21 protein-coding genes are annotated in these 25815 nt (G+C 33.1%); 7 read left to right on the top strand and 14 right to left on the bottom strand.

The window, feature by feature from the left end; genetic code table 11:
* Positions 1–80: 80 nt before the first annotated feature.
* From V8G56_RS10985 to V8G56_RS11000, 4 genes are all read right to left on the bottom strand, one after another.
* Complete coding sequence (locus V8G56_RS10985) at positions 81–1364, bottom strand: hypothetical protein (RefSeq protein ID WP_395438500.1); 1284 nt, start codon at positions 1362–1364, stop codon at positions 81–83.
* A gap of 4 nt (positions 1365–1368) precedes the next feature.
* Positions 1369–2892, bottom strand: a complete 1524-nt coding sequence (locus V8G56_RS10990; RefSeq protein WP_395438501.1) for a lipopolysaccharide biosynthesis protein — start codon at positions 2890–2892, stop codon at positions 1369–1371.
* Between the two features lie 42 nt (positions 2893–2934).
* Positions 2935–4215: a nucleotide sugar dehydrogenase gene (locus tag V8G56_RS10995; RefSeq protein WP_395438502.1), complete on the bottom strand. Its 1281-nt coding sequence runs from the start codon at positions 4213–4215 to the stop codon at positions 2935–2937.
* A gap of 112 nt (positions 4216–4327) precedes the next feature.
* Positions 4328–5326, bottom strand: a complete 999-nt coding sequence (locus tag V8G56_RS11000; RefSeq protein ID WP_395438503.1) for an SDR family oxidoreductase — start codon at positions 5324–5326, stop codon at positions 4328–4330.
* A 1022-nt stretch (positions 5327–6348) separates the two neighbouring features.
* Here V8G56_RS11000 and V8G56_RS11005 point away from each other — a divergent pair.
* The 4 genes from V8G56_RS11005 to V8G56_RS11020 are packed head-to-tail and all read left to right on the top strand — an operon-like array spanning position 6349 to position 12607.
* Positions 6349–7440, top strand: a complete 1092-nt coding sequence (locus tag V8G56_RS11005; RefSeq protein ID WP_395438504.1) for a DegT/DnrJ/EryC1/StrS family aminotransferase — start codon at positions 6349–6351, stop codon at positions 7438–7440.
* Entirely contained in the window at positions 7437–9389 is a 1953-nt protein-coding gene (locus tag V8G56_RS11010) for a polysaccharide biosynthesis protein (protein ID WP_395438505.1), read from the top strand. The genes V8G56_RS11005 and V8G56_RS11010 overlap by 4 nt, the downstream gene beginning before the upstream one ends.
* Before the next feature lie 38 nt (positions 9390–9427).
* The gene (locus tag V8G56_RS11015) at positions 9428–10207 is read left to right on the top strand and encodes a polysaccharide biosynthesis/export family protein (protein WP_395438506.1); all 780 of its coding nucleotides are present in this window, start codon (positions 9428–9430) and stop codon (positions 10205–10207) included.
* A 15-nt stretch (positions 10208–10222) separates the two neighbouring features.
* Positions 10223–12607, top strand: a complete 2385-nt coding sequence (locus V8G56_RS11020) for a GumC family protein (protein WP_395438507.1) — start codon at positions 10223–10225, stop codon at positions 12605–12607.
* Positions 12608–12678: 71 nt separating this feature from the next.
* On the opposite strand, the gene V8G56_RS11025 is transcribed toward V8G56_RS11020, so the two are convergent.
* Together V8G56_RS11025 and aroB are read right to left on the bottom strand one after the other, a co-directional pair.
* Complete coding sequence (locus V8G56_RS11025) at positions 12679–12993, bottom strand: hypothetical protein (protein ID WP_395438508.1); 315 nt, start codon at positions 12991–12993, stop codon at positions 12679–12681.
* Positions 12994–13169: 176 nt separating this feature from the next.
* Positions 13170–14237 carry a 3-dehydroquinate synthase gene (gene aroB / locus V8G56_RS11030; protein WP_395438509.1) on the bottom strand — a complete coding sequence of 356 codons (1068 nt, stop codon included), beginning with the start codon at positions 14235–14237 and terminating at the stop codon, positions 13170–13172.
* Between the two features lie 183 nt (positions 14238–14420).
* On the opposite strand from aroB, the gene V8G56_RS11035 reads away from it, so the two are divergent.
* Complete coding sequence (locus tag V8G56_RS11035) at positions 14421–15596, top strand: proline dehydrogenase family protein (protein ID WP_395438510.1); 1176 nt, start codon at positions 14421–14423, stop codon at positions 15594–15596.
* A gap of 4 nt (positions 15597–15600) precedes the next feature.
* Here the strand turns inward: V8G56_RS11035 and V8G56_RS11040 are convergent, their stop codons facing one another.
* The 4 genes from V8G56_RS11040 to V8G56_RS11055 form a co-directional block, all read right to left on the bottom strand.
* A complete protein-coding gene (locus tag V8G56_RS11040) occupies positions 15601–16668 on the bottom strand; it encodes a polysaccharide biosynthesis protein (RefSeq protein ID WP_395438511.1) in 1068 nt (355 codons plus the stop codon).
* Positions 16669–16772: 104 nt separating this feature from the next.
* The gene (locus V8G56_RS11045; RefSeq protein ID WP_395438512.1) at positions 16773–17366 is read right to left on the bottom strand and encodes a sugar transferase; all 594 of its coding nucleotides are present in this window, start codon (positions 17364–17366) and stop codon (positions 16773–16775) included.
* A gap of 4 nt (positions 17367–17370) precedes the next feature.
* Positions 17371–17742 carry a hypothetical protein gene (locus tag V8G56_RS11050; protein ID WP_395438513.1) on the bottom strand — a complete coding sequence of 124 codons (372 nt, stop codon included), beginning with the start codon at positions 17740–17742 and terminating at the stop codon, positions 17371–17373.
* Between the two features lie 36 nt (positions 17743–17778).
* Entirely contained in the window at positions 17779–18978 is a 1200-nt protein-coding gene (locus tag V8G56_RS11055) for an alanine dehydrogenase (RefSeq protein WP_395438514.1), read from the bottom strand.
* Positions 18979–19166: 188 nt separating this feature from the next.
* Between V8G56_RS11055 and V8G56_RS11060 the strand changes: the two genes are divergently transcribed.
* Entirely contained in the window at positions 19167–21596 is a 2430-nt protein-coding gene (locus V8G56_RS11060) for a TonB-dependent receptor domain-containing protein (RefSeq protein WP_395438515.1), read from the top strand.
* Here V8G56_RS11060 and V8G56_RS11065 read toward each other — a convergent pair whose 3' ends face one another.
* From V8G56_RS11065 to porX, 4 genes are all read right to left on the bottom strand, one after another.
* On the bottom strand, positions 21597–22118 hold the full coding sequence (locus tag V8G56_RS11065; RefSeq protein WP_395438516.1) for a hypothetical protein: 522 nt from the start codon (positions 22116–22118) through the stop codon (positions 21597–21599).
* A complete protein-coding gene (locus V8G56_RS11070; protein ID WP_395438517.1) occupies positions 22081–22224 on the bottom strand; it encodes a hypothetical protein in 144 nt (47 codons plus the stop codon). Before V8G56_RS11070 ends, V8G56_RS11065 begins: the two co-directional genes overlap by 38 nt.
* A gap of 171 nt (positions 22225–22395) precedes the next feature.
* Positions 22396–22824 carry a tRNA (adenosine(37)-N6)-threonylcarbamoyltransferase complex ATPase subunit type 1 TsaE gene (gene tsaE, locus V8G56_RS11075; protein WP_395438518.1) on the bottom strand — a complete coding sequence of 143 codons (429 nt, stop codon included), beginning with the start codon at positions 22822–22824 and terminating at the stop codon, positions 22396–22398.
* Between the two features lie 95 nt (positions 22825–22919).
* Positions 22920–24473 (bottom strand): T9SS response regulator signal transducer PorX, encoded by a 1554-nt coding sequence (porX, locus tag V8G56_RS11080; protein ID WP_395438519.1) that lies wholly within the window; start codon positions 24471–24473, stop codon positions 22920–22922.
* Between the two features lie 114 nt (positions 24474–24587).
* Here porX and V8G56_RS11085 point away from each other — a divergent pair, with 114 nt between their 5' ends.
* On the top strand, positions 24588–25808 hold the full coding sequence (locus V8G56_RS11085) for an HD domain-containing protein (protein WP_395438520.1): 1221 nt from the start codon (positions 24588–24590) through the stop codon (positions 25806–25808).
* Positions 25809–25815 lie beyond the last annotated feature (7 nt).

The following is a 25815-nucleotide window of genomic DNA, read 5'->3' on the forward strand; positions in this document are numbered from 1 at the left end:
ATTGTTTTTTATTGGTCACGCAGCATCCATTTAATCATTCCCTTAGGTATCAGGATTAAGTTATGGATGTTTCATAATATTTAATGTCTATATTTTTTTAAAAGTTTATAAACACCTGAAAATTTATTTCTAGCTATAAATTTTATTTTATCCGAAAATTTGTTTGGGTTGTTTATTTTTCTTTCTAAAAGTTGGTGAATTTCGCCATTCCGTATTCTATCTAATTTTATTTTTTCTTGTGCTTCGTTTTCAAAGACGAAAACAGATTTACTCGTTTTTGCTTTTTCCATAAGTTCCCACCAAAAATACTGCATACCTTTACTTGCACCACCTATATTTAGTACCTCAAATATATCTTTGTATATATTCTTATCAACATTAAAGCCATAGTCATTAGGGTTCTTCCCATTTAATATAATACCTAATATGGTTCTGTAACATTTCTCACAATGGCTGCAATTAAAACTATTTCTAAGTTCAGAATAGCATACCCGCAGCTTAAAATCGGTATTGTTTTTTGCTGCAAACTTAGTAATTAAATCTACTTTGTCCTGCCTTTTTAGCTCGTAGCCATCATGATGTACTTTAATTCCTGCCCATGATATGTTTTCGTCTATTTTTGGAGTTGACCCCCAAGCAATATCAATGGCCTCTGTATACGAGGATGCGATAAAAATATGAGTATAGGATTTTATATAAGAAAGAGGCGCAAGCGACCCAATAAGAGACAAACCATGTTGAACCTTTCCCCACCAGCCAATATCTTTAAGTAAAAGTTCAACTTGATACGTGTAGAAACTTCTAACATTAGTTTCTATGTATTGCTTTTTATTTTTAGCTAATAGTGTTTCGTTTTCTATAAAATTCGTAAATGAATTCCATTGGGACTCATCTTCTATTTCAATATCAGCTCCCAGAATAGTTACTAAATCTGGGGTTTTATCATATATTCGTATATATGTGGCATAGGCATCAACGCCACCACTAAAAAGCATGGCCGTATTTTCACCTTTTATTTTGTTTTTTACTAATTTTTGAGTAATTAAATTTCCTGTTAGTTCGTAACCCGAAAATTGTTTTGCAAACGCCTCTTTAACAAGTTTCATGGCATTATAAAAATCTTCATCTACCTCAGGAACTTCTATATCAAAGCCTCCAAACCAAGCGATTGGTAGCATGTTTGAAATAAAGGGAATCGTTAAAATACTGTACGGAACGGCACTAACATCCATGCCATATTTTATATAGTAGGCCTCCTTCTGATTCAAGTACTTTTGCACATGCTTACTAGCTGTGTAGTCATAATCAACTCTTTTTCCGTTATTTGAAAAAGAAATAGTATTAAGTTTTAATACACTGCTCATATTTTTATCGTTTTAATATTTTAGAAAAAGTATTTTTAAATAATGCTTTCTCAAACTCTATTAAACCAGTATAGTACATTAATAAACAAAAGACAAAGGTATAAGGGATAGCTTTGGTTATAAAATTGAACCATCCATTACCAAAAAATGGTAGTAGATTAATTAGATACCCTAAACCAAATGCCACTATAACCGTTAAAAAAGTTTTGTTAAGTAACTCTTTAAAAAACCTGGGAATATTTAATCCAATTTTTTTATGGTAATACAAGTTCATTATATTTTGAACAATAATCCATGCAATCACAGAACCAGCCATCATACCAATAGCACCATATTTTATAGCCAGAATAGCTCCTAAACCTGTTCCCAGTATCATAAATGAAAGATATAAAATAGCTTTGAATTTCAACTTGTTTTTAGCTTCTAAAATTGAATTTCCAAAACCTTGTACCAGGGGTAATGTATAAGCCACCATGATCATTAACGCGATTATCCATGACTGATAACTGCCTTCTTCTCCTAACTCTCCACCAACCCATAGGGTCACAAATTGTTTTCCAAAAAGGATGAAGGATGTTAAAATAAACATTAAAATTATAAATGATAACCTCCCTATTTTAATCATCATATCCGTTAATTCTTCACCCGAAACATTATCCACAGACATTTTTGTAGCTCTAGGTAAAAACATACTTGATATTGCCGTTGAGAAAGCTCCGTAATATGTACCTAAAACAATTCCGATACCATATACACTTAAAACTTCGGGAGGGCTTATTCTTCCCAGAACCCAATGACCAGCTTTCCATTGAAATATTCCAACTAATGCGAATATAAATATCCATACTGAATAGCTGAATATTTCTTTAATAAACTTAATTGAAAATGAATGAATCTTAATTTTTACATTGAGATTATTAAATACAAAGTAACCCGTAATTGCTATTATAAGTATATTAAATAGCGTATCAACAACTACTAGAGCAATGGCTTTACCACCAAAAAGTAAGACGCCTACTATAACCAGAGATCTTAATATGTATTTGATTAGGCCTAGTGTTTTTGGAAAAACAAATTTTTCATAGCCGTAACATATTCCTGTTAAGGCTCCGCCAGGTAAACCAATAGCCACATTAAAAACTAAAATGGCAAAAATGACCTTAGCGATTCCAATTTCTTCAGAAGTCATTTTAGTAAAATAGGTGTCAATATATCCATAGAAAATAAATCCAGTAATAAGTACTAAGGATGAAATTCCTATGTATATGAGTATTGTAGTGGCAAGGAAGTTTTCTTGCCCTTTGGTGTCTTCTTCTGCTTTATATTTGGCCACAAAACGAACTACCGTATTGTTTAGTCCAAAATCTAATAAAGAGATAGTTCCTACTAAAGCGCCAATTGTTAAATATATACCGTACTGTGCTTTACCTAAATAATTAAGTATTAAAGGCGTCATTACCAACCCAACTATATTTACAACAACAATGGTTGTGTAATTTAAAAAAGCTCCTGTTTTTATTTGACTCAAAATTGTTGGTATTAGTTATGTAATTTACTAGTAGAAAATAGTTTACAATCTGCCGTTTACACGTTCTTTTAAAATTCCTTTAACATCATATAAGACCCCATTTGGTTTTAATAAAACGTTCAAATTTTCTTGAAGAAATTCTTTATGTGCTACTGTTAGTACTATAGCATCAAATTTATCTTTTGGTACTTTTTTTAATGTTTCTAAATTATACTCGTGTTTTACTTCTTCGGGGTTTGCCCATGGATCGTATACCGTAATGTTGGTGCCATAACTTTTAAGTTGATTAATAACATCTACAGCTTTCGTGTTTCTTACATCGGGGCAGTTCTCTTTAAACGTTATTCCTAGAACTAAAATATTAGAATTTTTTATACGAATATCATTTTGGACCATCAGTTTAATGACTTCTGAGGCAACGTATTGCCCCATACTATCATTAACACGGCGTCCTGCCAGAATAATCTCAGGATGATAGCCTACTTCTTGAGCTTTTTGAGCTAAATAGTAAGGATCGACCCCAATACAGTGTCCGCCAACCAAACCAGGTTTAAATGGTAAAAAATTCCATTTAGTTCCAGCAGCTTCTAATACGGCATGAGTGTCAATATCCATAAGATTAAAAATTTTTGCTAATTCATTGACAAAGGCAATATTAATATCGCGTTGAGAATTTTCAATCACTTTTGCTGCTTCAGCAACTTTTATAGTTGGAGCTAAATGTGTTCCAGCGGTGATGACACTTGCGTATAGTGCATTTACTTTTTTACCAATCTCAGGTGTAGAACCAGATGTTACCTTTAATATTTTCTCAACGGTATGTAATTTATCACCTGGATTGATACGTTCCGGCGAATAGCCTGCATAGAAATCCTGATTAAATATTAAACCGCTTACTTTTTCTAATACGGGTACACAGTCGTCTTCTGTAGCGCCGGGATATACTGTGGATTCATAAATAACAATATCTCCTTTTTTTAATACTTTCCCAACGGATTCACTAGCTTTATACAAGGGTGTTAAATCAGGTCTGTTGTTTTTGTCAATAGGCGTTGGGACTGTGATGATATAATAGTTACAATCCTTAATATCTTCTAAATTTGCTGAACAGAATAAGCCCATTTCTGAACTGATGGAAGTTTTTAAAACAGCTTTTAAAACAGCTTCTTCAACTTCAAGTGTCACATCAATTCCTGTCTGTAGCTCACTCACTCTCTTTTGATTAATATCAAAACCTACCACGTTATATTTAGTCGAAAATAATCTTGCTAAAGGTAGCCCCACATAGCCTAAACCAATAATGGCTATTTTAATATCTTGCATAGGATGTATTTGTTTATTTCTTTAATTATTTGATTTGTTAGTTACTCGGTTTTCGATACCATTTTCACTATTCACTATTCACTATTCACTATTCACTATTCACTACTCACAGTTATTTTAAATGCTCCCAATACCAATGGACTGCTTCTTTGATGCCATCATTAATATTATATTTTGGATTATAATGTAATAATTTTTTTGCTTTGTCAATAGAGGCTAAGGAGTGCGGAATATCACCTGCTCTGTTATCTCTATGTTTTATTTCAATGTTACTTATGGATTGATCAAATTCAGAAAGATGCTTTTTTAATAAATTTGTCAATTGCAACAGGGTAGTTCTGTCTCCATAAGCGACGTTATACACCGTATTGATGGCTTCTCTATTGGTGGTGGTCATGGCTAACACATTCATTTGAACTACATTATCTATATAGGTAAAATCTCTTGAATAACTGCCATCGCCGTTAATCACCGGCGATTCATGACTCATGAGTTGCTGCACAAATTTTGGAATGACGGCCGCATAGGCTCCGTTAGGATCCTGTCGCCTTCCAAAGACATTAAAATATCTTAAGCCAATGCTGTCAAACTGATAGGTTTTATAAAAAATATCAGCATATAATTCATTCACATATTTAGTAATAGCATACGGTGATAAGGGTTTGCCAATGACGTCTTCCACTTTAGGTAAGGCTTCATGATCACCATAGGTTGACGAACTCGCCGCATACACAAAGCGTTTTACATTAGCATCTCTGGCTGCCACCAGCATGTTTAAAAATCCTGATATATTGACCTCATTAGTAGTAATCGGATCGTTTATAGAACGTGGTACCGACCCCAAAGCAGCTTCATGTAACACATAATCAACGCCTTCACAAGCTTTATGACAGTCTGCAAGGTTTCTGATATCTCCCTCTATGAGTTTAAAATTCGGGTTCAATAGGAAAGGCACGATATTTTCTTTTTTGCCAGTTGCAAAATTATCCAGGCAAACCACTTTAATATCATGTTCTAATAAGGTTTCACATAAATTAGAGCCTATAAAGCCTGCACCTCCAGTGACGAGCACTGTACATCCTTTAAGATTTTGTAATTCTTGATATTGCATCCGATTTGGGTTCGTTTATAACCATGCAAATATGTGAAAAATAAACCATTCATCATTACATTATTATATGAAGTCCTGATTTTTACGATGAAATTACTGTCAAAATGACTAAGTGACTAGTTTTAACGGTGATTTGTGTAGTCAATAGTGAAGAGGGAACAGTGAGGAGCTAATAGGTAAGATAATTAGAACATTAGATGGTTAGATGGTTAGTGAATATATTATTAGAATTTCACTGCGAGGATGGAGGACATGGCAATATTTTGATTTTGAGTTCCTCGTGGGATTATTCATGCATTTTTATTTTAATAAATTGGTATTCATGAATGCTTTGGATTTACTGCAGTCATTCTTCCTTCGTAATGACGAATCGTCACTGCGAGGACATAGGATGTGGCAGTCTTTTGATTCGGAGTTCCTAATGAGATTATTCATGCGTTTCTATTTTTTATAAAGTGGTATTCATGAATGCTTTGCATTTACTGCAGTCGCTTAGCCATCGCGCCGTCTGGCCCATTCGCTAAAAATGTATACCATACATTTTCTTTACGCTTTGTCCCGTAATGAGGATTTGTTTTTTGTTTTTTAAGATCTATTGGGTTTTTAACATCGATGAGTGACTTATGTTTTGGATAAAACTTTAGGTAAGATGTCGTTAACCGATTTTTACAAGGATTTGAGCGAATTAAACTCAAATTAGCTCTGTTGCATTGAAACAATTATTAAATTTACCCCGTAAAACTCAGGATTGAATTGATTAATAGCAAAGCAATTAATTTGAATCATTGGATTTTTTTGTTTCTATAGGAATAGAGGCATTATAAATGATACGATTTAAAATTTGAAATTAATGAAGTCGATTTTGTTTTTATGAATGAGGGAATTCACAAAACACATTTGAAAATTTATATAAGTAATTATAATTGTTGCTTAGATAAGTTATGTCCAGACGTGACTTCAAAAAAAAGGAGGTATTATTTTTTATGATCACTAAAACTAAGATATATTTATCATCACCTCACATGGGTGGGTCGGAGCAAAAGTACGTCAATGATGCTTTTGAAACCAACTGGATAGCCCCATTGGGACCTCATGTTGATGGTTTTGAACAGGCTATTGAAACCTATTTAGAAAACGATGTGTATGCGGCTGTTTTAAGTTCAGGGACTGCTTCTATACATATGGCTTTACAGCTATTAGGTGTTGGAAAAGGGGATGAAGTACTCTGTCAAAGTTTTACCTTTTCAGCCTCAGCAAACCCTATTGTTTACCAAGGGGCGCATCCTGTTTTTATTGATAGTGAAAAAGATACCTGGAATATGAGCCCGGAATTATTGGAAATTGCCATCAATGACCGGATCCAAAAATATAAAAAACCAAAAGCTATTATTGCCGTGCATCTTTACGGGATGCCTTATAAAGCCAATGAAATCAATGCCATTGCTAAAAAATATGAGATACCAGTCATTGAAGACAGTGCAGAGGCTTTAGGAAGCACTTATTTTGGTCAGAAATGTGGTAGCTTATCAGACATCGGTATTTTATCTTTTAACGGCAATAAAATTATAACCACTTCTGGAGGCGGTGCTCTCATCGTAAAGCAACCGGAATTAAAACAACGTGCGGTGTTCTTGTCCACTCAGGCACGTGATGAGGCCGCACATTATGAACATTCTTCTATTGGTTACAACTATAGGATGAGTAATGTCCTCGCAGGCATCGGCAGAGGTCAAATGGAAGTTCTTGATGAAAGGGTTCATGCACGTCGAGCTAATTATTTGTTTTACAAATCGAATTTATCAAGTTTTGATTCTGTTCATTTTCTGAATGAACCTGAAGGGTTTTATGCTAACAGATGGCTCACCTGCGTCACTTTTGATACAACTGAACAGCGTGAAGCTGTGCGCCTGGCCTTGCTAGAAGAAGATATTGAGTCCAGACCTTTATGGAAACCTATGCATATGCAACCCGTCTTTAAAGAGGCTGATTCTTATACCAATGGTATTTCTGAACATTTATTTAACCATGGGCTTTGTTTGCCAAGTGGTTCTAATTTAACCGAACACGATTTAAACCGTGTGCTCCAAATAATTTCTAATACACTCTCACTATGATAAAAAATTACTTTACTTATTACTCTCAAAAGTATGCCTCTAAATGGCTGGTTTTGGTTATTGATCTAGTTTCTGTGGTTACAACTTTTTTATTGGCCTATTTAATACGTTTTAACTTCACGCTTGATTTTGATAAAAAGCAATTATTAGTTCAAGTACCAATCACACTTTTTATTGCTAGTGTCAGTTTTTTAAGCATTGGCTCCTATAAAAGTGTCATTCGTCATACAGGCTTAACCGATGTGATCAATTTGTTTAAATCGGTGACGCTCATGACTTTTATGGCGGTTTTTTTGGTAGTTTCTAATAGAATTATTGAATTGATTCCTGGCTTTACTATTCCTTTATCAATTATTGTTATGCATGCCTTGTTAAGTTTTATGGTCTTAAGTGCCAGCAGGTTTTTGTTTAAGGCACTCTACCGTTATGTTAAATGCCGCTTTATTACCTCAAAAAAGATCTTAATTTATGGTGCAGGAGATTCAGGCTTAGTGACTTATAATGCCTTGGTGAATAATGTGAAGACCAGATTTGAAGTGCTGGCTTTTATTGATGACAATGAAAAAAAGGTAGGTAAAAAAATCAACGGGGTTCCTGTTTTATCTTTTAAAGAAATAAGCCTTGCTTATCTTAAAATAAATCAGATAGAAGAAATTGTGGTGGCAACCCAACATTTAGATACCAGTAAATTAATTTCTTTAATAGATTCTTTGATTGATTCTAAAGTTAAAATCACCAAAGTGCCACCTATTGAAAAATGGATCAATGGCGAATTGAATACAAGTCAAATAAAAACGGTTCAGATAGAAGATCTTTTAGGGCGCGCACCCATTCAAATAGAAAATCCTAATTTATTGAACGAATTCAGAGGTGAAACCATTGTGATTACTGGTGCTGCTGGCTCTATAGGCAGTGAACTGGTGCTTCAACTCTCTCATTTTGATACCAAGCATTTAGTGCTTATAGATCAGGCAGAATCCCCTCTTTATGATCTGCAGCAGGAATTACATAGAAAAGGAAAATATAATTTCACCACGATTGTGGCTGATATCCGTGATGGCTTGCGGATAGATGGTATTTTCCAGGAATTTAAACCCACCATGGTGTTTCATGCGGCTGCCTATAAACACGTCCCTCTTATGGAAGCATCGCCTTACGAATCCATAAAAATAAATGTGAATGGTACTAAAATTTTAGCGGATATCTCATCACGATATAATGTGAAGAAATTTGTATTTATTTCTACCGATAAGGCGGTCAACCCAACCAGTGTGATGGGAGCCACCAAGCGTTTGGCTGAAATGTATATTAGTTGTCTCCAAAAAGAGAGTAAAACAAAATTTATTACCACGCGTTTTGGAAATGTTTTGGGATCTAATGGTTCTGTGATTCCTTTATTTAAGAAACAAATTGAAAATGGTGGTCCTTTAACCTTGACGCATAAAGACATTACCCGCTATTTTATGACCATTCCAGAGGCTTCGCAACTGGTATTGGAAGCAGGCACTATGGGAAAAGGGGGTGAAATATTTATTTTTGATATGGGAGACTCTGTAAAGATTTATTACCTTGCGCTTAATATGATCAAATTGTCTGGATTACGCTATCCTGAAGATATTGATATTCAAATCACAGGATTGCGACCTGGTGAAAAATTATATGAGGAATTATTAGCTAATGGTGAGAATACCTTGTCTACGTATCATAAGAAAATTATGATCAGTAAAACACGGGAACTTGATTATGACAAAATTAAGAGTGATATTGAGGCCTTATGCATAACCAATCGTTTTCAGAATAACAATATCGTTTTAAAAATGAAACAATTGATTCCTGAATACAAATCGAATAACTCTGATTATGAGAAATTTGACAAACGTTCTAAGGTTTATAAAAAAGAGCAAGACACTGTTAATAATCAGATTGATAAAACTTTTATAAATCTTTAAATTAGTTGTTTATAATCAGGTCCCCAAATACATATTTTATGAAATCATCTTTAATTTTAATTTCCAGAAATACTTTCTTTATGCAAGTATTTCTGATTAGTATTCTTTTTAATTCCTGTAGCTCTCTGAAAGAAGAAGTGGTGTATTTTCAAAATGCCAAAAACTTTGAAACTATTGTAGATACCGATACGTTTACACCTAAATTTAAAGTGAATGATATTGTTAGTATTTATATTTCGACTTTTGATCCGGAAGCATCGAAGCCATTTAATCTTATTAAGGAAAGTGGTGGTGGAAGTGCTCAGTTTCTTGATTATCTGATTGATACCGATGGTAATATTGATTTTCCGGTTTTAGGCAAAGTAAAACTATTAGGTTTGACTGTAGAACAAGCGAAAGAGCTCATTAAAGAAAAACTGGCTGAAGGCTACTTAAAAGATCCCATTGTTAATTTGAGAATTTTAAATTTTCGAATTACGGTATTAGGAGAAGTTGGTTCGCCAGGTACTTATCCCATTTCCGGAGAACGCATTACAATCATGGAAGCATTGGGCTTAGCAGGTGATTTAACGATTAAAGGAAGACGAGATAATATTTTAGTTGTTAGAGATTTTAATGGCACCAAAACTTATACTCGCATCAATTTAACCAATAAAGAAGTTTTTAATTCACCCGTCTATTTTTTAACCCAAAATGATGTAGTGTATGTAGAACCAAATCACTCCGCTTCAACCTCGGCAAAAGGTGATACCAGAATAGGGACTATTTTATCTGTTTCTGCCTTTTTAATCAGTATTGCCATTTTAGTCACCCGATAATTCGACTTATTACTTATGATTACAAATCAAAACCAATCTTTTGTTCCTGAAAATTCACAAGGTTTTAATCTTAAGAAAACACTCGCTTTATATACCAAAAAATGGTTTTGGTTTGTTTTAAGTGCTGCGCTTTGTTTTTCTATCGCTTTCATTTATTTGCGTTACGAAATTCCTGCATATCAGTCCATTGCTAATATCATGCTGATTAGTGAAAAAGACCAGAGCTCACCAGGAGCCGTTTTTAATGATATTTCTATGTTTTCACAAAATGCCGATGCCCAGGTGGAGGATGAAATTTTAGTATTAAAGTCAAGAGGGGTTATTGAAAGTGTGGTGAAAAAATTACATTTGAACCTGCAGTATTTTGTCGAAGGCACTGTTTTAACTACTGAACTTTATAATAATGCGCCCATTGCCATTAATTTTATAGCCTCAGATTCCATTATTAATGCAACTAATTTTAATTTTCATATTGACATTACTTCAGATGTAGGCTTTGATTATCGTATTAATAAAGATGATAATCCTAAGCATTTTACTTTTGGAGAAACCATTCCTACCGCTTTTGGAGGCATGATCATTACGCCTAAAACAGAATCCAAGAAAAATTTATCGGGTACCAATCTTAATATACAAATGACCTCAGTCAATTATATGACTGAATCTTTAAGGAATAATATTTTTGTTTATCAGTCCGGTAAATCTTCCAAAGTTTTAACGATCAGTTTGGTAGATCCTTTACCTAACAAAGCCATAGATATTATTAATACGCTGATTATGGAGTATGATAGTTATTCCTCCAAAGTTAAAAATATACGTGCTAAAAACACAGCAGAATTTATTGACTCCAGGGTTGAATTAATCGCTTCTGATCTAGTGAATGTAGATGACAGCATTGTGCGTTTTAAGACCGGTAACAAAATTACAGATGTTAGTTCTGAAGCGGGTCAATTTTTGAGTTCCAGTGCGCAAAATGAACAATCCTTAGATGAGCTTAGAACCCAGATGCGGATTTTAGATTATATGAACGAATCCTTAAATAGTTCTGCCGGTTTTGAACCCATTCCCGCTAATTTAGGGATAGGTGATCCTGCCATCAGTGCACTTGCAGCTCGTTATAGTGAGTTATTGAGTAATCGTGAACGGCTTTTGCGCAGTGCAGGAGAGAAAAACTTAGTAGTAGTAGAGCTGGATCAGTCTTTAAATAGTATCAGACAAAGCTTAAGACAAAATATTAATAATGCGACTAAATCACTGAATATTCGCATGGGGAGTCTGGAAACCCAATCTGACCGGATCAATTCAAAAATATTTTCTGTACCTGGTCAGGAACGTAGGTTAAGATCTATTGAACGTAAACAGGGCATCAAGGAATCTTTATATTTATATTTATTACAAAAACGGGAAGAAGCGGCTATTACCTTAACAGCCACCTCTCCTAATTTAAAGATCGTGGATACCGCATATACTTTTGGCGCTCCTGTATCGCCCAACAGCCGTATGATTTATATAGGAGCCCTCTTTATTGGATTATTTTTACCTTTCTCTATTATTTACGTGGGCGATTTATTAGACACCAAGATTCATAATAAAGAAGATCTAGACCAAATTATAAAGGACATGCCTGTTTTAGGCGAATTACCAAGACTTAAAGGTAAAGAATTAAATAGTCTGGTGGCAAGAAATGACCGATCTCTACTCTCTGAATCATTCCGAATTATTAGAACTAATTTTGATTTTGTTAGAAGAGGCAGACACGTACAAGCCTATGATAATGTCATTTTTATAACCTCCACTATTAATGGGGAAGGTAAATCCTTTTTCAGCATTAATATGGCACTTACGCTCGCTAATACCGATAAACGTGTATTATTGATAGGTGCGGATATTAGAAACCCTCAAACCTATTTAGGTTTGGCAAATCAAAAGAAAAAGCAGATATCTAAAACAGGGCTTACCGAATATTTAACCGATAATTCAATAGCTGTAGATGAAGCCATAGAAACTTATACCATCAGTGATAATAAAATAGATGTGTTGTTATCAGGAAAAGTTCCACCAAACCCGGCTGAGCTGTTAATGAGTGAACGGATGAAGCCTCTTTTTGATCATGTGTCAAATAAATATGATTATGTGATTGTAGATACAGCTCCTTCTATGTTAGTGACGGACACCTTATTGATTAGTCAATACGCTGGGCATACTGTTTATGTCACGAGAGCGGATTATACCGAAAAGAGTCTCTTAAATTTTGCGAAAGATCTGCATGACAAAAACAAACTGAACGGGATGATGCTGGTAGTGAATGATGTCAATCAGGCTAATTTTGGGTATGGTGCGAGATATGGGTATTATGGGGCTAAGAAGAAATCTTTCTTTAACCCATTTTCAAAAAGTTAACAAGCTTTATGGATTTGATATGACATGAAAAGTGAAAGCCTAGTTTTGAGGTTTATACCTAGGCAGGCCTTTTATTCTTCCTCGTCATCCTTAAAAAGATTAGGCTCCACGATATCTTCTAGGTCTGGATCTACTATCACATTTCCTAATTCATTGACCTCATAATCTTCACTGTCAAAATTGGTCATGGTATAGTGCAATTTGGTGCTTACTTTCACTAAATAGTCGGCATCTTCGGTTTCAATTTCAACTGCTTCAATGGTTTCATTATGATGATTGTCAAAAGTGATGATATCCTTGTCACTATAGCCGTCAGGAAATTTTTCCGTAAGTAATTTTAGGAGTTGCGGTGTTAACTTTTTGTAATCAACTATAATTCTTTTCATCTGTAAAATTTTTAAAAAAAATACTATTGTTCAGATGTGATACCTATTTATCATTTTTGGCAATCACCAAAAACACAAAAACAATTCAAAATAAAATAGTGGTTGATGCTAAATATTTGCATTAAAAGTATGCAAACACTTATATTATAAAGTTACAATTTTTTTTTGATTTTAAATCAAGAGGCGTAAAATTTAAAAGCATTTAAAATAATAGATTCTTCAACGATACAATCCATTTTTGGCTTCCCTATGGCCTCCAGAAGTACAAAGTTGATATTACCATGATGATTCTTTTTATCATACTTCAATAAGCTCATAATAGGCTGATAATCTGCAGCGTCAAAAGGAATGACTCCATAATACTTATTCAGGACTGTTTTGATTTCTTGCGCTGTTTCCATAGGTAAATCAACCAGTTGTGTGGAAATATAACACGCTAACACCATCCCAATGGCTATGGCTTCACCATGTAATAGCTCTGGTTTATTTGGATGGCTCAAAAAATAGGACTCAATCGCATGCCCAAGGGTGTGACCAAAATTTAAGGTTTTACGAATATTGTTTTCAAAAGGATCAATATCTACCACTTCCTTTTTGATCAGGACAGATTCATATATTAATTGATCTAAATCATCCAGATTTAAAGCCGATAAGTCTTTAAATTTATTCCAGTACGCTTCATCTCTGATCAAACCATGTTTAAGCATCTCAGCCAACCCAGAACGCATTTGGTTGGATGGCAGAGTTCTTAAATATTGCGTATCTATTAATACTAGATCAGGAATACTTGTCACTCCGATCTGATTTTTTAAAGTCCCCAGATCAACCCCCGTTTTACCACCTACAGAAGCATCTACCATGGATAATAGGGTAGTAGGGATATTAATGTAGGCAATCCCCCTTTTAAAAGTAGAGGCTACAAAGCCTCCTAAATCGGTAATCACACCACCTCCTATATTAATGAGCAGGCTTTTTCTGTCCCCGTTTAAGTCAGATAAGGTGTTCCAGACACCAACACAGGTGTCAATTGTCTTATTTATTTCGCCCGACTCAATTTCAATAATTTCAATAGTTGCAGAGGTTTCTAATTGTTCCAGTAAAATGGGTAAACATAATTCATGGGTGTTTTCATCGACTAAAATAAAAATACTTGAAAATTTTTTGTTTTTAATATGCTTATTTAGAGATGTATAACAATGCTTATTGAAATGTATGATTGAATTATTTGCAGTGATGGATTTCATGAGTTAATAGGTATTGAAATGTCTTTAAAATGAATTTGAAAGGGTCTGTTTATTTACTTATTTTAATCTTTTTGCTTATGCTCATTTCATAAACAAAAAAATAATCTTTGGGCGTGAAAATAAGGAGATTTTATATAAAATGATAACTCCAGCATCATTATCTTTGTATTAATTTTTTTAATAATGATTTCCGAACCTATTTTTGATAATACAGAAATTGCTTTTTCGTTAAAAAGTGATTCGCAACTTGAACGCGCTTATTTCTTATTTAAAATGATTTCCATTGAACCTTTGGTAAAAATTGGCACTGCGGCGACCAATTTTGCTATTAAGGCCCATTTGCCAATAGAAGGCTTGATACGATCGACGGTCTTTGACCATTTTTGTGGTGGTGTTAATGAGGAAGATTGTTTGCCAGTGATTGACAAAATGTATGAAACAGGGGTGAGTTCTGTATTGGATTATTCCGTTGAAGGCAAAGAAAATGATAAGGAGTTTGATGCCGCCATGACCATGACCTTAAAGATCATGGATTTTGCTAAAGAAAAGAAATCGATGCCTATTGCTGTTTTTAAACCTACTGGTTTTGGAAGACTTAAACTGTTTCAAAAAATTGGAAGTGGGGTGCCTCTAACTGATCAGGAAAAAGAAGAATGGCAAAAAGTAGTCAACAGATATGATGCTGTTTGCAAGAAAGGCAAAGAGCACAATATTGAAGTATTAATTGACGCAGAAGAAAGCTGGATGCAAGACGCTTCTGATATTTTGGTGCGAGAAATGATGCAAAAATACAACACCCAAAAACCCATTGTATACAATACCTTGCAGATGTACCGCACGGATCGTCTGGATTTCTTAAAAAAAGAACATCAGCTTGCTAAAGAAAAAGGCTATTTTTTAGGTATGAAATTAGTGAGAGGCGCTTATTTAGAAAAGGAAAATGAGCGTGCTAAAGAAAAAGGCTATCCAACTCCCATGTGTAAAAGTAAATTAGAAACAGACACTAATTTTAATAATGCGGTCGCCTATATGTTAGATAACTTAAAGGACATGTCCATCTTTATAGGATCACATAATGAAGACAGCTCTTATTTTGCCATGCAAATGATGGCTGAAAAAGGTTTGAAAAATAATGATGACCGGGTTTGGTTTGGACAATTATATGGCATGAGTGATCATATTAGTTTTAATTTGGCCAGCAAAGGCTATAATGTGGCAAAATACATCCCATTTGGCCCTGTAAGAGACGTGATGCCGTATTTAATAAGACGTGCTGAAGAAAACACCTCGGTTGCCGGGCAAACAGGCAGAGAGCTGTCTTTATTAACTAAGGAAAAACAAAGACGAAAACTACTCTAGTAATTTATTTTAAAATAGTATTTAAAATAGCTTTAATTCTATAGGTTTTATCATTAGGAGTAATACTTTTAATTGGTTCTAAGTCTAAAGAATTTTGTTTATTTTGTGTTTTTTGAAGGACGTATAAGATATCCTTATAAGGTGTTGATTTTAATGCTTCAGATTCTGAAATCATGTCCTCATGAAGTTTTTCTCCAGGTCGGAGGCCAATAAACTCTATATTGTTTTGGATGTCATACCCAGAAAATTCTAGATAGCATGTGGCCAAATCAATGATTTTAATGGGTTTTCCCATATTAAAAGTAAATAAGGCATGCTTCCAATGCGCTTCGTTTGAAATTTGCAAAATATGCTGGCAAGCCTTCAATTTATTAATAAAATATCGTGTAACCTCAGGACTCGTTACACTTAAAGGTCTTCCTAGTTCCAGTTGCTTTTTGAAAAGTGGTATTAAAGACCCATTGGACCCTATAATATTTCCAAATCTTGCAATTAGGAATTTTGTGCTGTTTTTTGAATTTAATTCCATTAAATAGCGTTCGCAAATGCATTTGGTCAACCCCATGATACTTATAGGATTCACCGCTTTATCCGTTGAAATGAATACAAATTTCTTAGTCTTATTTATTAAGGCCAAATCTGCTAAAAACTTGGTTGCTAAAATATTTAATTTGACCGCTTCGTACGGATTGGCCTCCATCATAGGTACGTGTTTATAGGCTGCTGTATGAAATATCAGGCTAGGTTTAAATTCACTGAATAGTTCCAGCATAGAGGCTTCATCTCTAATGTCTGTTAAGACAAAATGAACGTTTGGTGTTTCATGCGCTTCCAGTTCTTTTTGCAAATAGTAAAGCGGTGATTCGGCGTTATCAAGCAGAATGAGGCTTTTAAACGGACAGTTTAAGATAAGTTTAGTAAGGCCGCTTCCAATGGTTCCTGCAGCTCCGGTAATTAATATAGTGTCCTCAGAAAAATCAAAATGAACGGATAGTAAGTCATTATTATCTTTTGTTACTAAGGAGCCATCCTCTAATAATTTTCTTATGTGATTAGAAATGTCCTTATCCATAGATTTTGTTCGTTAAAAGGTAGATATAAAGGGGTGAATTGCTTATGCAAAATATAAAAAATAAGGTTCTAAGCCTAATGGAGGGTTCAGAAACTCAAAAACAGTTATTTCGTTAAAACTCTAAAGATGGTAATGATGATGAGTTTTAAATCAAACCAAAAGCTACTTTTCTCAATATATAGCTTGTTTAGTTTTAGTTTTTCAGGAATAATAGACTCAATAAAATACGTCTCAGGGTCTTTTGCAGCTTTTAGAAGTTCTACTTCATTTCTGAATTCAATAGAGGCCAGACCGGTTATTCCCGGTCTTACTGACAGGACACTCAAATCTTCTTTAGGATAATAATTAACATATTTTCGCAATTCTGGCCTGGGACCTACAAAACTCATATCGCCCAGTAAAATATTTAAAAGCTGAGGAAATTCATCAATTTTATAACGCCTTAAAAAATAGCCCACTTTAGTAATTCTGGAATCCTTATTCCCTAAGGTTAATAATCCTTTTTTATCAGATTCCATGTACATGGTCCTGAATTTAAAAATATTAAAATCTTGATTGTTTAGACCAACTCTGGGTTGTATAAATAAAATAGGGCCTTTGGAATCTAATTTTATGATAATAGCCAAAACCACCAACACAGGAGCCAGTAAAATTAAACCTAAACAGGAAAAAACGATATCAAAAATCCGTTTGAGCATAGGATTAATCCAAAGAAACATTTAAGATGGTCGCAATACTGTCACAGTTTTGCACGGTCATCAGCATTTCTTTGTCTTTATATTCCCCTTCAATGGCATAAATGCCACATGGTTTTTCTCTGGGCGTACTTTTAGAGAAATTAACATCTCCTTTTTTTAGTAAATAGGATATAGTAGTTGAATCAATCTTATTGGTTGATAAATCATTAAGTATGGCTTCTGAAAAGATGATTTTTTTGGTGTTAATATTTTTTAAAACTCTGGCTTCAGGACCATAATCACAGGATACTTTTTTTCCATTTAAAAAAAAGGCTAATATGATCAAACCAATAGAGAAACCTCCAAGGTAATATCCAATACGTTGTAATAATGTCATCTAAAAAATTAAAATTTTGAAATCTGTGTAAGAAGTTTAAAATATGAGTAAATTGATATCGCTGTATTTTAAATCAAACCATTCTCCTACGGATTTATTGGTTAAAATTCCGTGGTAAAAATACAACCCATTTTTTAAACCTTTATCAAATCTTAAAGAATTTTCAATACCACCATCATCTGCTATCTTGAGTAAGTAGGGTGTAAAGATGTTACTGATAGAAATAGAAGAGGTTCTGGAATACCTTGCAGGAATATTGGGCACACAATAATGAACCACACCATGTTTAACAAAGGTTGGATTTTTATGTGAGGTGACTTCACTTGTTTCAAAACAACCTCCCATATCAATGCTGACATCAATGATAATAGCGCCATTTTTCATAGATTCAACCATCGTCTCAGTAACCACAATGGGTGATCTGTTGCTGCCTCTTACCGCACCAATAACCACATCACAGCGCTTCAAGGCTTTGGTTAAATTTTTAGGTTGTAGGGTAGAGGTAAACATTGGTCTTCCTAAATTGGTTTGAATGCGTCTCAATTTAGAAATGGAGTTATCAAAGATCTTTACACTCGCTCCTAATCCAATGGCACTTCTCGCAGCAAATTCTCCCACCGTGCCAGCTCCAATGATCACCACTTCAATAGGTGGAACCCCACTAATATTACCAAACAATAAACCATTGCCTTCTGAACTGTTTGAAAGTAATTCTGAAGCTATCAAAGTACTTGCGGTTCCGGCTATTTCACTTAAGGACCTTACGGCAGGATATAATCCAGATTCATCTCTGATAAATTCAAAAGCGAGGGCTGTAATTCTTTTTGAAGCCAAGGCTTCAAAATATTTTTTGCTCTGCGTTTTTAATTGTAAGGCAGAAATAAGTATGGTTTGAGGGTTCAGTAATTTGATCTGTTCCAGGCTTGGCGGCTCCACCTTCAATATCATAGGACAGGCATAGACTTTTGCGGCATCTTTAGTGATTTCAGCACCAGCCTCGCTATAATCAGAATCACTAAAATTAGCACCATTGCCGGCTCCAGATTCTAAAAGAACCTTATGTCCGTTACTGATCAAAGCAGAAACAGCATCAGGTGTTAAACAAACACGTTTTTCCTGAAAAGCGGTTTCTTTTGGAATTCCAATATATAATTCACCCTTACGCTTGAAAATCTCCAACATCTCTTCTTGTGGCAAGAGTTGTTGCTTAGTAAATGGTGACAGTGATTTAGACATAATCTGTTTCGTTTAATAAAAAATCAAATTACAAATAAAATTTTGATTGTAGGAAGGGAATCTTAAAATATTGTTGATTAAATTCAATATAATTAACCGGTCAAATCTATAGAATATAATATCGAGTTACGGTTTTACCGTAATAGTAATTATTTTCAAAGTCGTAACTTTACGTCTATTAATTTTTTATGAATTTAAAGCTAATAGTTTCTCTCATTTTCTTGTTTTCTTTAACAAGTTTAGCTCAGCAATTATCTATTAATGGTGTTGTAAAGGATCAAAATAATCAACCTATTGCTTTTTGTAATGTAAGCTTAACTGAAGTAGAAAATAAAACTTCTGTATTAGGCACTACTACTAATGACGATGGTACCTTTATAATTGATAACCTAAAGCCCATAGATTACCTGTTAAAAATTAGTTTTTTAGGATTTGAATCTTATCAGGATAGTATTAGCCTAAAGAATAATCTATCCATTGGAGCTATTATATTGAAGGAGCAAACTCAGAATTTAGATGGTGTGATTGTTATTGCAAAACGACCTACCATTAAACGCATGGTAGATCGAATTGTTTTTAATGTTGAAAATAGTACGCTTTCAAACAATAATGTATTAGATGTTTTAAAAAACACCCCCGGAGTATTAATTTTTAATGAAGATATTTTAGTAAAAAATAGTACTCCAACAATTTATATAAATGATAGAAAAGTGCATTTGTCTTCCAATGAGGTGCAACAACTGTTAGAAGGCACTTCGGCGAGCAATGTTAAATCCATTGAAGTGATTACCAATCCTCCTGCAAAATATGAAGCAGAAGGTGGCGCTGTTATTAATATTATAACCAGTAAGAATATTGTGTCTGGATATAATGGAAGCATCTTTGGTAATTATAAACAAGGTGAACAATACCCTAAATACTCTGTTGGAACTAGTCATTTCTTTAAAACAGAAAAAGTTGATGCCTATATCAATTATGGAATTAGCCCAAGAAAAGATTACAGACATGAAAATGAAAGCATCCATTTTATTGAAAACAATGCTGTTTCATCAAGTTGGGAAACAGATTTTAAAAGAACGAGAGAATCATCTAACCAAACAGTCAATGCAAATATTGATTTTACTTTAGATGATTATAATAGTATTGGTATTTCTACTAATATGCTTATTTCTCCACGAGATAATAACAAAATTTCAGTAAATTCTTTAACTGAAGTTTTTGGTTCTAATTCAGTTTTAGATTCTACCTTTCTAACCAAAAATAGATTAGTTGATGAAACCTATAATTTAGGTTTTACGTTTGATTATGTTCATAAATTTAAAAGAGAAGGAGAAAAGCTATCTATTAATGCACATTATACAGATTATGATTTTTCAAGTTATCAAAATGTAGATACTGATTATAGGTTTCCAGATGAATCATTGATTAGAACCAACAGGTTTCAAACATTTTCAAGCCAAGACATTAGCTTATTTACCGCACAATTGGATTATGAATTACCAATAGATGAGTCTACTCAATTTGAGACAGGTTTTAAAATATCGAACATAGATTCTGAAAATATTATAAATCAGTTTACGTTTGTTAATGGTTCTAAAATAGAAGATTTACAAAATTCGGACACCTTTTTATATGATGAAACAAATTATGCAGCCTATTTAAGTTATTCCAAAGATTTAGATCATTGGAACTTCAAATGGGGCTTAAGAGGTGAATTTACCAATATTCAAGGAAATTCTTTATCCACAACTGAGATTAATGAAAATGAATATTTAAAACTTTTTCCCTCTTTATATGTTCTTCATAGCCTTAACGAACACCATGATCTTTATTTTAATTACACAAAAAGAATTGATAGACCTAGGTATATAGAATTAAACCCTTTTAAATATTATTTAAATGATAATTCTTATTCAATGGGAAACCCAAACTTGAAACCTGAAGTTGATGATGTTTTTACACTAGGCTATACCCTTAATAAAAAATACACGTTTGAGGCTTATTTTAGAAATGAAAATAATGCAACGCTTGAAATACAGTTTCAAGATAATGTTGAAAATATTTTGAAATACATTTATATAAATGTTGACAAGACTATATCTTATGGATTGGATTTTACAACCTACACTAAGATTGCGACAGATTGGAACTTGTATGTTTTATCCTCTTTGTTTTATGACGAATTCCAATTTTCTAGTCAAGAAATTAATAATATTTTAGTAACTAACAATCAATGGTCGTTTTATTCCCAAATTATAAATTATTTTTCATTTCTAAAAGATAAAAGCTTAACTGCAGATGTATCCTATTTATATGTAGCACCAATAGCTTATGGTTCGTCAGATGTTAGCAGTAGGCATGGGCTCGATATTAATTTAAAAAAGACCCTATGGAAAAACAAAGCTTCTGTGAATATTGGAATATCAGATGCTTTTAATACTCAAAATTTCACACAGACCAGAAAATATTTAAATCAAGATACCTTTGTAAAAACAAGGTTTGAAAATCGTTTATTTACTTTCGGATTCAATTATAAATTTGGAAACACGCGTCTAAAAAATAATCAAAAAGATTTCGATTTAGAAGAAAGAGAACGCCTACAATCAAAATCAAACTAATTAAAAATATTGTTTTATTTTATCCCAAAAACCCTTAGGAGATATTTTTAGTTCGTCTTCTAATTCCTGCATCGTTTGGTTTGCAGTATGGACTTCATTAAAAATTCTGGCTCTTATTAAATAAATAGAAGGGATTATAACGATCATTATAGGTATCAAAAAGATGAGTTGATTAGTATCCATAAATTCCGCATCCGCTTTTATAGTAATGAACATTTGATAAGCATACATAGTTATAGGCACCAATAATGCATGATACCACCAGTGACGACAGGTAAAAAACCAAATTATCAATAAAAGTAAAGGAATTCCCTTGGAGGTAAGCACCCACATAGAAGTATAAGCACTTTCATAAAAACCACTATTATAAGAAAATAAAAAAGTGTGCCACACTTTTACATCTGGTACACTTTCATAAAGATAAAATAAATAGGGCGTCATTGCAATAATTGTAGCTATGATACTACCCACTATAATACTTTTCTTATCCTGCTGGAGGAACTTTAATTCTTGCTTTTTCAATTTTTGCGGTTTGACTTCCATCATGGTTTATTGCATTAGCTACATAAGCTGTAAACAACATACCCCCGAAAATTGCAAGTGCAATTAAATACTTTTTAGTTTTCATAATTATAAGGGATTAATTAATTAATTACCTCAAAATTATAGAAAAGTATTGTGAAGAATTAGTTGAAATGTTAAAACTATGTTAAAAAACATGCTTTTTAAAAAATCATGATGCGGTTTTACCGTAACCCTTCAAAATTCGGAGCTTTTTTAATGTTATTTTACCATAAACTTAGCAGGTTTGTTTGTTAAAATTGGGTTTAAAATTTAATTCTATAGACCTGGATTGATCCTTATTGATCACAATATCCAGTCTATTACTTTCCTCTGGAAGCATATCTTCTATAATCTCCGGCCATTCTATAATCACCCAGTGATTTGAATATAAATATTCTTCAATGCCAAAATTATAGGCTTCTTCTAAATTCTTTAATCTATACAGGTCAAAATGATAAATTTTATCATTTGCTGTTTTATATTCATTGACAATAGAAAAGGTTGGGCTGCTGGCTTCATCAATACTACCCAGAGCTTTTGATAAGGCCTTAATTAAAGTCGTTTTACCAGACCCCATATCGCCATATACCAAAATTACTTTTGATGTTACATTTTGAAGTATTGTTTTAGCAATACCCTCAATATCTTTTAAAAAATAATCCATTTCTATTACAAAAATTATAATGCAATATTATTAATAAAAATTGAGATAAACAAGAAAAAAGTGTATTTCATCGAGGTTTTTTGCATTACATGGATTTATTTGGGTGTGAAAACTACAAATGGAATGATCATTTCTTCTAAAGAAACACCTCCATGCTGATAGGTATTTCTGTAATAACTCACATAATGATTATAATTATTGGGATAGGCAAAAAAGAAATCACCTTTAGCAAAAATAAAAGAACTACTCATTGTTATGGATGGTAAATGAATGTCTTTAGGGTCTTTAGCATGATATACCTCTTTATTTTCAAAGGTTAAACTTCTGCCAGTTTTATAGCGTAAATTCAAACTGGTATCTCTGTCTCCAACCACTTTAGAAGGATTTTTTACATTTATAGTCCCATGATCTGTGGTTAAAATTAATTTAAAACCTAATAGCTGTGCCTGATGAATCATTTCCAAAAGGGGAGAATTTTTAAACCAGCTCAAGGCTAAAGAACGGTATGCTTTATCATTAGATGCCAGTTCTCTTACCACTTCCATCTCAGTTTTTGAGTGTGAAAGCATATCTACAAAATTATAAACCACCACCGTTAAATCGTTATTCTTTAATGAATTAAAATTTTCAACTAATTTTTTTCCAGTTTTTAAATTGGTTATTTTATGGTATTCATAATTTAAATGGCTTAAGCCTAATCTTTTTATTTGTGCCTTTAAGAAATCTTCTTCGTGTAAATTTTTTCCACCTTCATCTGTATCATTTTTCCAGTATTGCGGAAATAATTTTTCCATTTCACAAGGCATAAGACCTGAAAAAATAGCATTTCTGGCATATTGTGTAGCGGTTGGTAAAATGCTGAAAAAGGCTGTTTCGCTTTCTTTTTTATAGTAATTATTTATAATTGGTTCAAAAACTTTAAATTGATCATATCTCAAGTTATCAATTACCACTAAAAGGGTGGGTTGGTCCTTACTTAATTGCGGTGCAATCTTATTTTTGAACAAGGTATGAGACATCTCTGGTGATTCATAACGAGAATCAAACCAATCGGCATAATTTTTATCAATAAACTTTCCAAATTGGGCATTGGCTTCCACTTTTTGAGATTCCAAAATTTCAAACATACCAATATCCTCAATATCTTCTAATTGTATTTCCCAGTAAATTAGTTTTTGGTACAAAGCCACCCATTCTTCATAAGTATTGACCATGGCTAATTCCATAGCAATCTTTCTAAATTCCTGCTGATAATTTGAGGTGGTTTTCTCAGAAATGAGTCTGGAATGATCCAGATTCTTCTTTAAACTTAATAAAATCTGGTTCGGGTTGACAGGTTTGATTAAATAGTCGGCTATTTTGTTACCAATAGCTTCCTCCATGATGTATTCTTCTTCACTTTTAGTAATCATGACCACCGGAAGGTTGTCTTGTTTTTCCTTAATTTCATTCAAGGTCTCTAAACCTGTCAAACCTGGCATATTTTCATCTAAAAAAACAATGTCAAATTTCGTGTCCTCCAAAACATCCAAAGCTTCAGAACCACTGGTACAGGTAGTGACTTTATAGTTTCGTTTTTCAAGAAAAAGGATATGTGGTTTTAATAAATCAATTTCATCATCAATCCAAAGTATATTTATTGCATTCATTTAATAAATAAGTATTTATAAATTTATATTCTAATTTGATTGTTTTAAGCCTAATTAAGCTTTAATGCTATCTATATAATTATATTTGTATCAATAACTATTAAAATTTAAAGGTTGAATAAACTTAAAATCTTTAACGACCCAATTTACGGTTTTATTACTATTCAAAATAGCCTTGTGTTTGAATTAATACAACACAAGTATTTTCAGCGTTTACGCAGAATCACCCAAATGGGCCTGTCTTATATGGTATATCCGGGAGCCCATCATACGCGTTTTCATCATGCCATTGGTTGTGTTTATTTAATGCAAAAAACCATTGAAATACTTCGTTTTAAAGGGGTTAGCATTTCAGAAGAAGAAGAAACGGCGCTTTATGTAGCCATTTTATTGCACGATATTGGTCATGGACCGTTCTCTCATGCTATGGAGCATAGCATTGTTAATAATGTACCACATGAGCAAATTTCAATGCTTTTTATGGAACGATTAAACGAAGAATTTAACTCAAGTTTAACGCTGGCCATTAAAATATTTAAAGGGGAGTATCCCAGAAAATTTATGTGTCAGTTAGTTTCAGGACAATTAGACATGGATCGTGCCGATTATTTAAAAAGAGATAGTTTTTATACGGGCGTTGCTGAAGGAAATATTAACAGTGAGCGTTTAATTACTATGCTAAACGTTGTAAATGAGGTACTTGTTATTGAAGAAAAAGGGATTTATAGTGTTGAAAAATTCCTGAATGCCAGGCGTTTTATGTATTGGCAAGTGTATTTGCACAAAACAAGCATCGTTGCAGAACAATTATTGATTAGAGTTTTAAAGCGGGCAAAAGAATTAATAACTAAAGGAGTAAACTTGCAAACAAGTCAACCGCTTCATTTTTTTTTAATTCATGATATTTCTTTAAAAGATTTTAATGAGGAGGTTTTAGATATATTTTCTGAGCTTGATGATTTTGATATCATCTCTTCTTTGAAAACTTGGCAGCACCATGAGGATTTTGTTTTGAGTAATTTATGCAAAATGATTCTTAACAGAAACCTACTTAAAATTAAACTAAAAAATAAAAAAATTAAAACTCAAGATATTGAATATCATATAGATAGCGTGATAAAAAAACATCAAATCACCGAAGAGGAAGCTAACTATTTTGTCTTTACAGGACACATTTCAAATCAGGCATATATGTTAAAAACACAGGGTATTAATATTTTACATAAATCCGGAAAAGTTGAAGATTTATCAAAAGTATCTGACCTATTTAATGCTAAAGCCTTATCAAAACCAGTCACAAAATATTATATATGCTTCCCTAAAGAAAAACTTTAGGACATTT

This window comes from Gaetbulibacter aquiaggeris, from assembly GCF_044003965.1.
Classification (GTDB): Bacteria; Bacteroidota; Bacteroidia; order Flavobacteriales; family Flavobacteriaceae; genus Yeosuana; species Yeosuana aquiaggeris.

Bases quoted from the DNA above. Each gene is read 5' to 3' on its own strand.
- V8G56_RS10985 (WP_395438500.1), bottom strand. From the start codon at position 1,364: ATGAGCAGTGTATTAAAACTTAATACTATTTCTTTTTCAAATAACGGA.
- V8G56_RS10995 (WP_395438502.1), bottom strand. From the start codon at position 4,215: ATGCAAGATATTAAAATAGCCATTATTGGTTTAGGCTATGTGGGGCTA.
- V8G56_RS11000 (WP_395438503.1), bottom strand. From the start codon at position 5,326: ATGCAATATCAAGAATTACAAAATCTTAAAGGATGTACAGTGCTCGTC.
- V8G56_RS11005 (WP_395438504.1), top strand. From the start codon at position 6,349: ATGGGTGGGTCGGAGCAAAAGTACGTCAATGATGCTTTTGAAACCAAC.
- V8G56_RS11010 (WP_395438505.1), top strand. From the start codon at position 7,437: ATGATAAAAAATTACTTTACTTATTACTCTCAAAAGTATGCCTCTAAA.
- V8G56_RS11015 (WP_395438506.1), top strand. From the start codon at position 9,428: ATGAAATCATCTTTAATTTTAATTTCCAGAAATACTTTCTTTATGCAA.
- V8G56_RS11020 (WP_395438507.1), top strand. From the start codon at position 10,223: ATGATTACAAATCAAAACCAATCTTTTGTTCCTGAAAATTCACAAGGT.
- V8G56_RS11025 (WP_395438508.1), bottom strand. From the start codon at position 12,993: ATGAAAAGAATTATAGTTGATTACAAAAAGTTAACACCGCAACTCCTA.
- aroB (WP_395438509.1), bottom strand. From the start codon at position 14,237: ATGAAATCCATCACTGCAAATAATTCAATCATACATTTCAATAAGCAT.
- V8G56_RS11035 (WP_395438510.1), top strand. From the start codon at position 14,421: ATGATTTCCGAACCTATTTTTGATAATACAGAAATTGCTTTTTCGTTA.
- V8G56_RS11040 (WP_395438511.1), bottom strand. From the start codon at position 16,668: ATGGATAAGGACATTTCTAATCACATAAGAAAATTATTAGAGGATGGC.
- V8G56_RS11045 (WP_395438512.1), bottom strand. From the start codon at position 17,366: ATGCTCAAACGGATTTTTGATATCGTTTTTTCCTGTTTAGGTTTAATT.
- V8G56_RS11050 (WP_395438513.1), bottom strand. From the start codon at position 17,742: ATGACATTATTACAACGTATTGGATATTACCTTGGAGGTTTCTCTATT.
- V8G56_RS11055 (WP_395438514.1), bottom strand. From the start codon at position 18,978: ATGTCTAAATCACTGTCACCATTTACTAAGCAACAACTCTTGCCACAA.
- V8G56_RS11060 (WP_395438515.1), top strand. From the start codon at position 19,167: ATGAATTTAAAGCTAATAGTTTCTCTCATTTTCTTGTTTTCTTTAACA.
- V8G56_RS11070 (WP_395438517.1), bottom strand. From the start codon at position 22,224: ATGAAAACTAAAAAGTATTTAATTGCACTTGCAATTTTCGGGGGTATG.
- tsaE (WP_395438518.1), bottom strand. From the start codon at position 22,824: ATGGATTATTTTTTAAAAGATATTGAGGGTATTGCTAAAACAATACTT.
- porX (WP_395438519.1), bottom strand. From the start codon at position 24,473: ATGAATGCAATAAATATACTTTGGATTGATGATGAAATTGATTTATTA.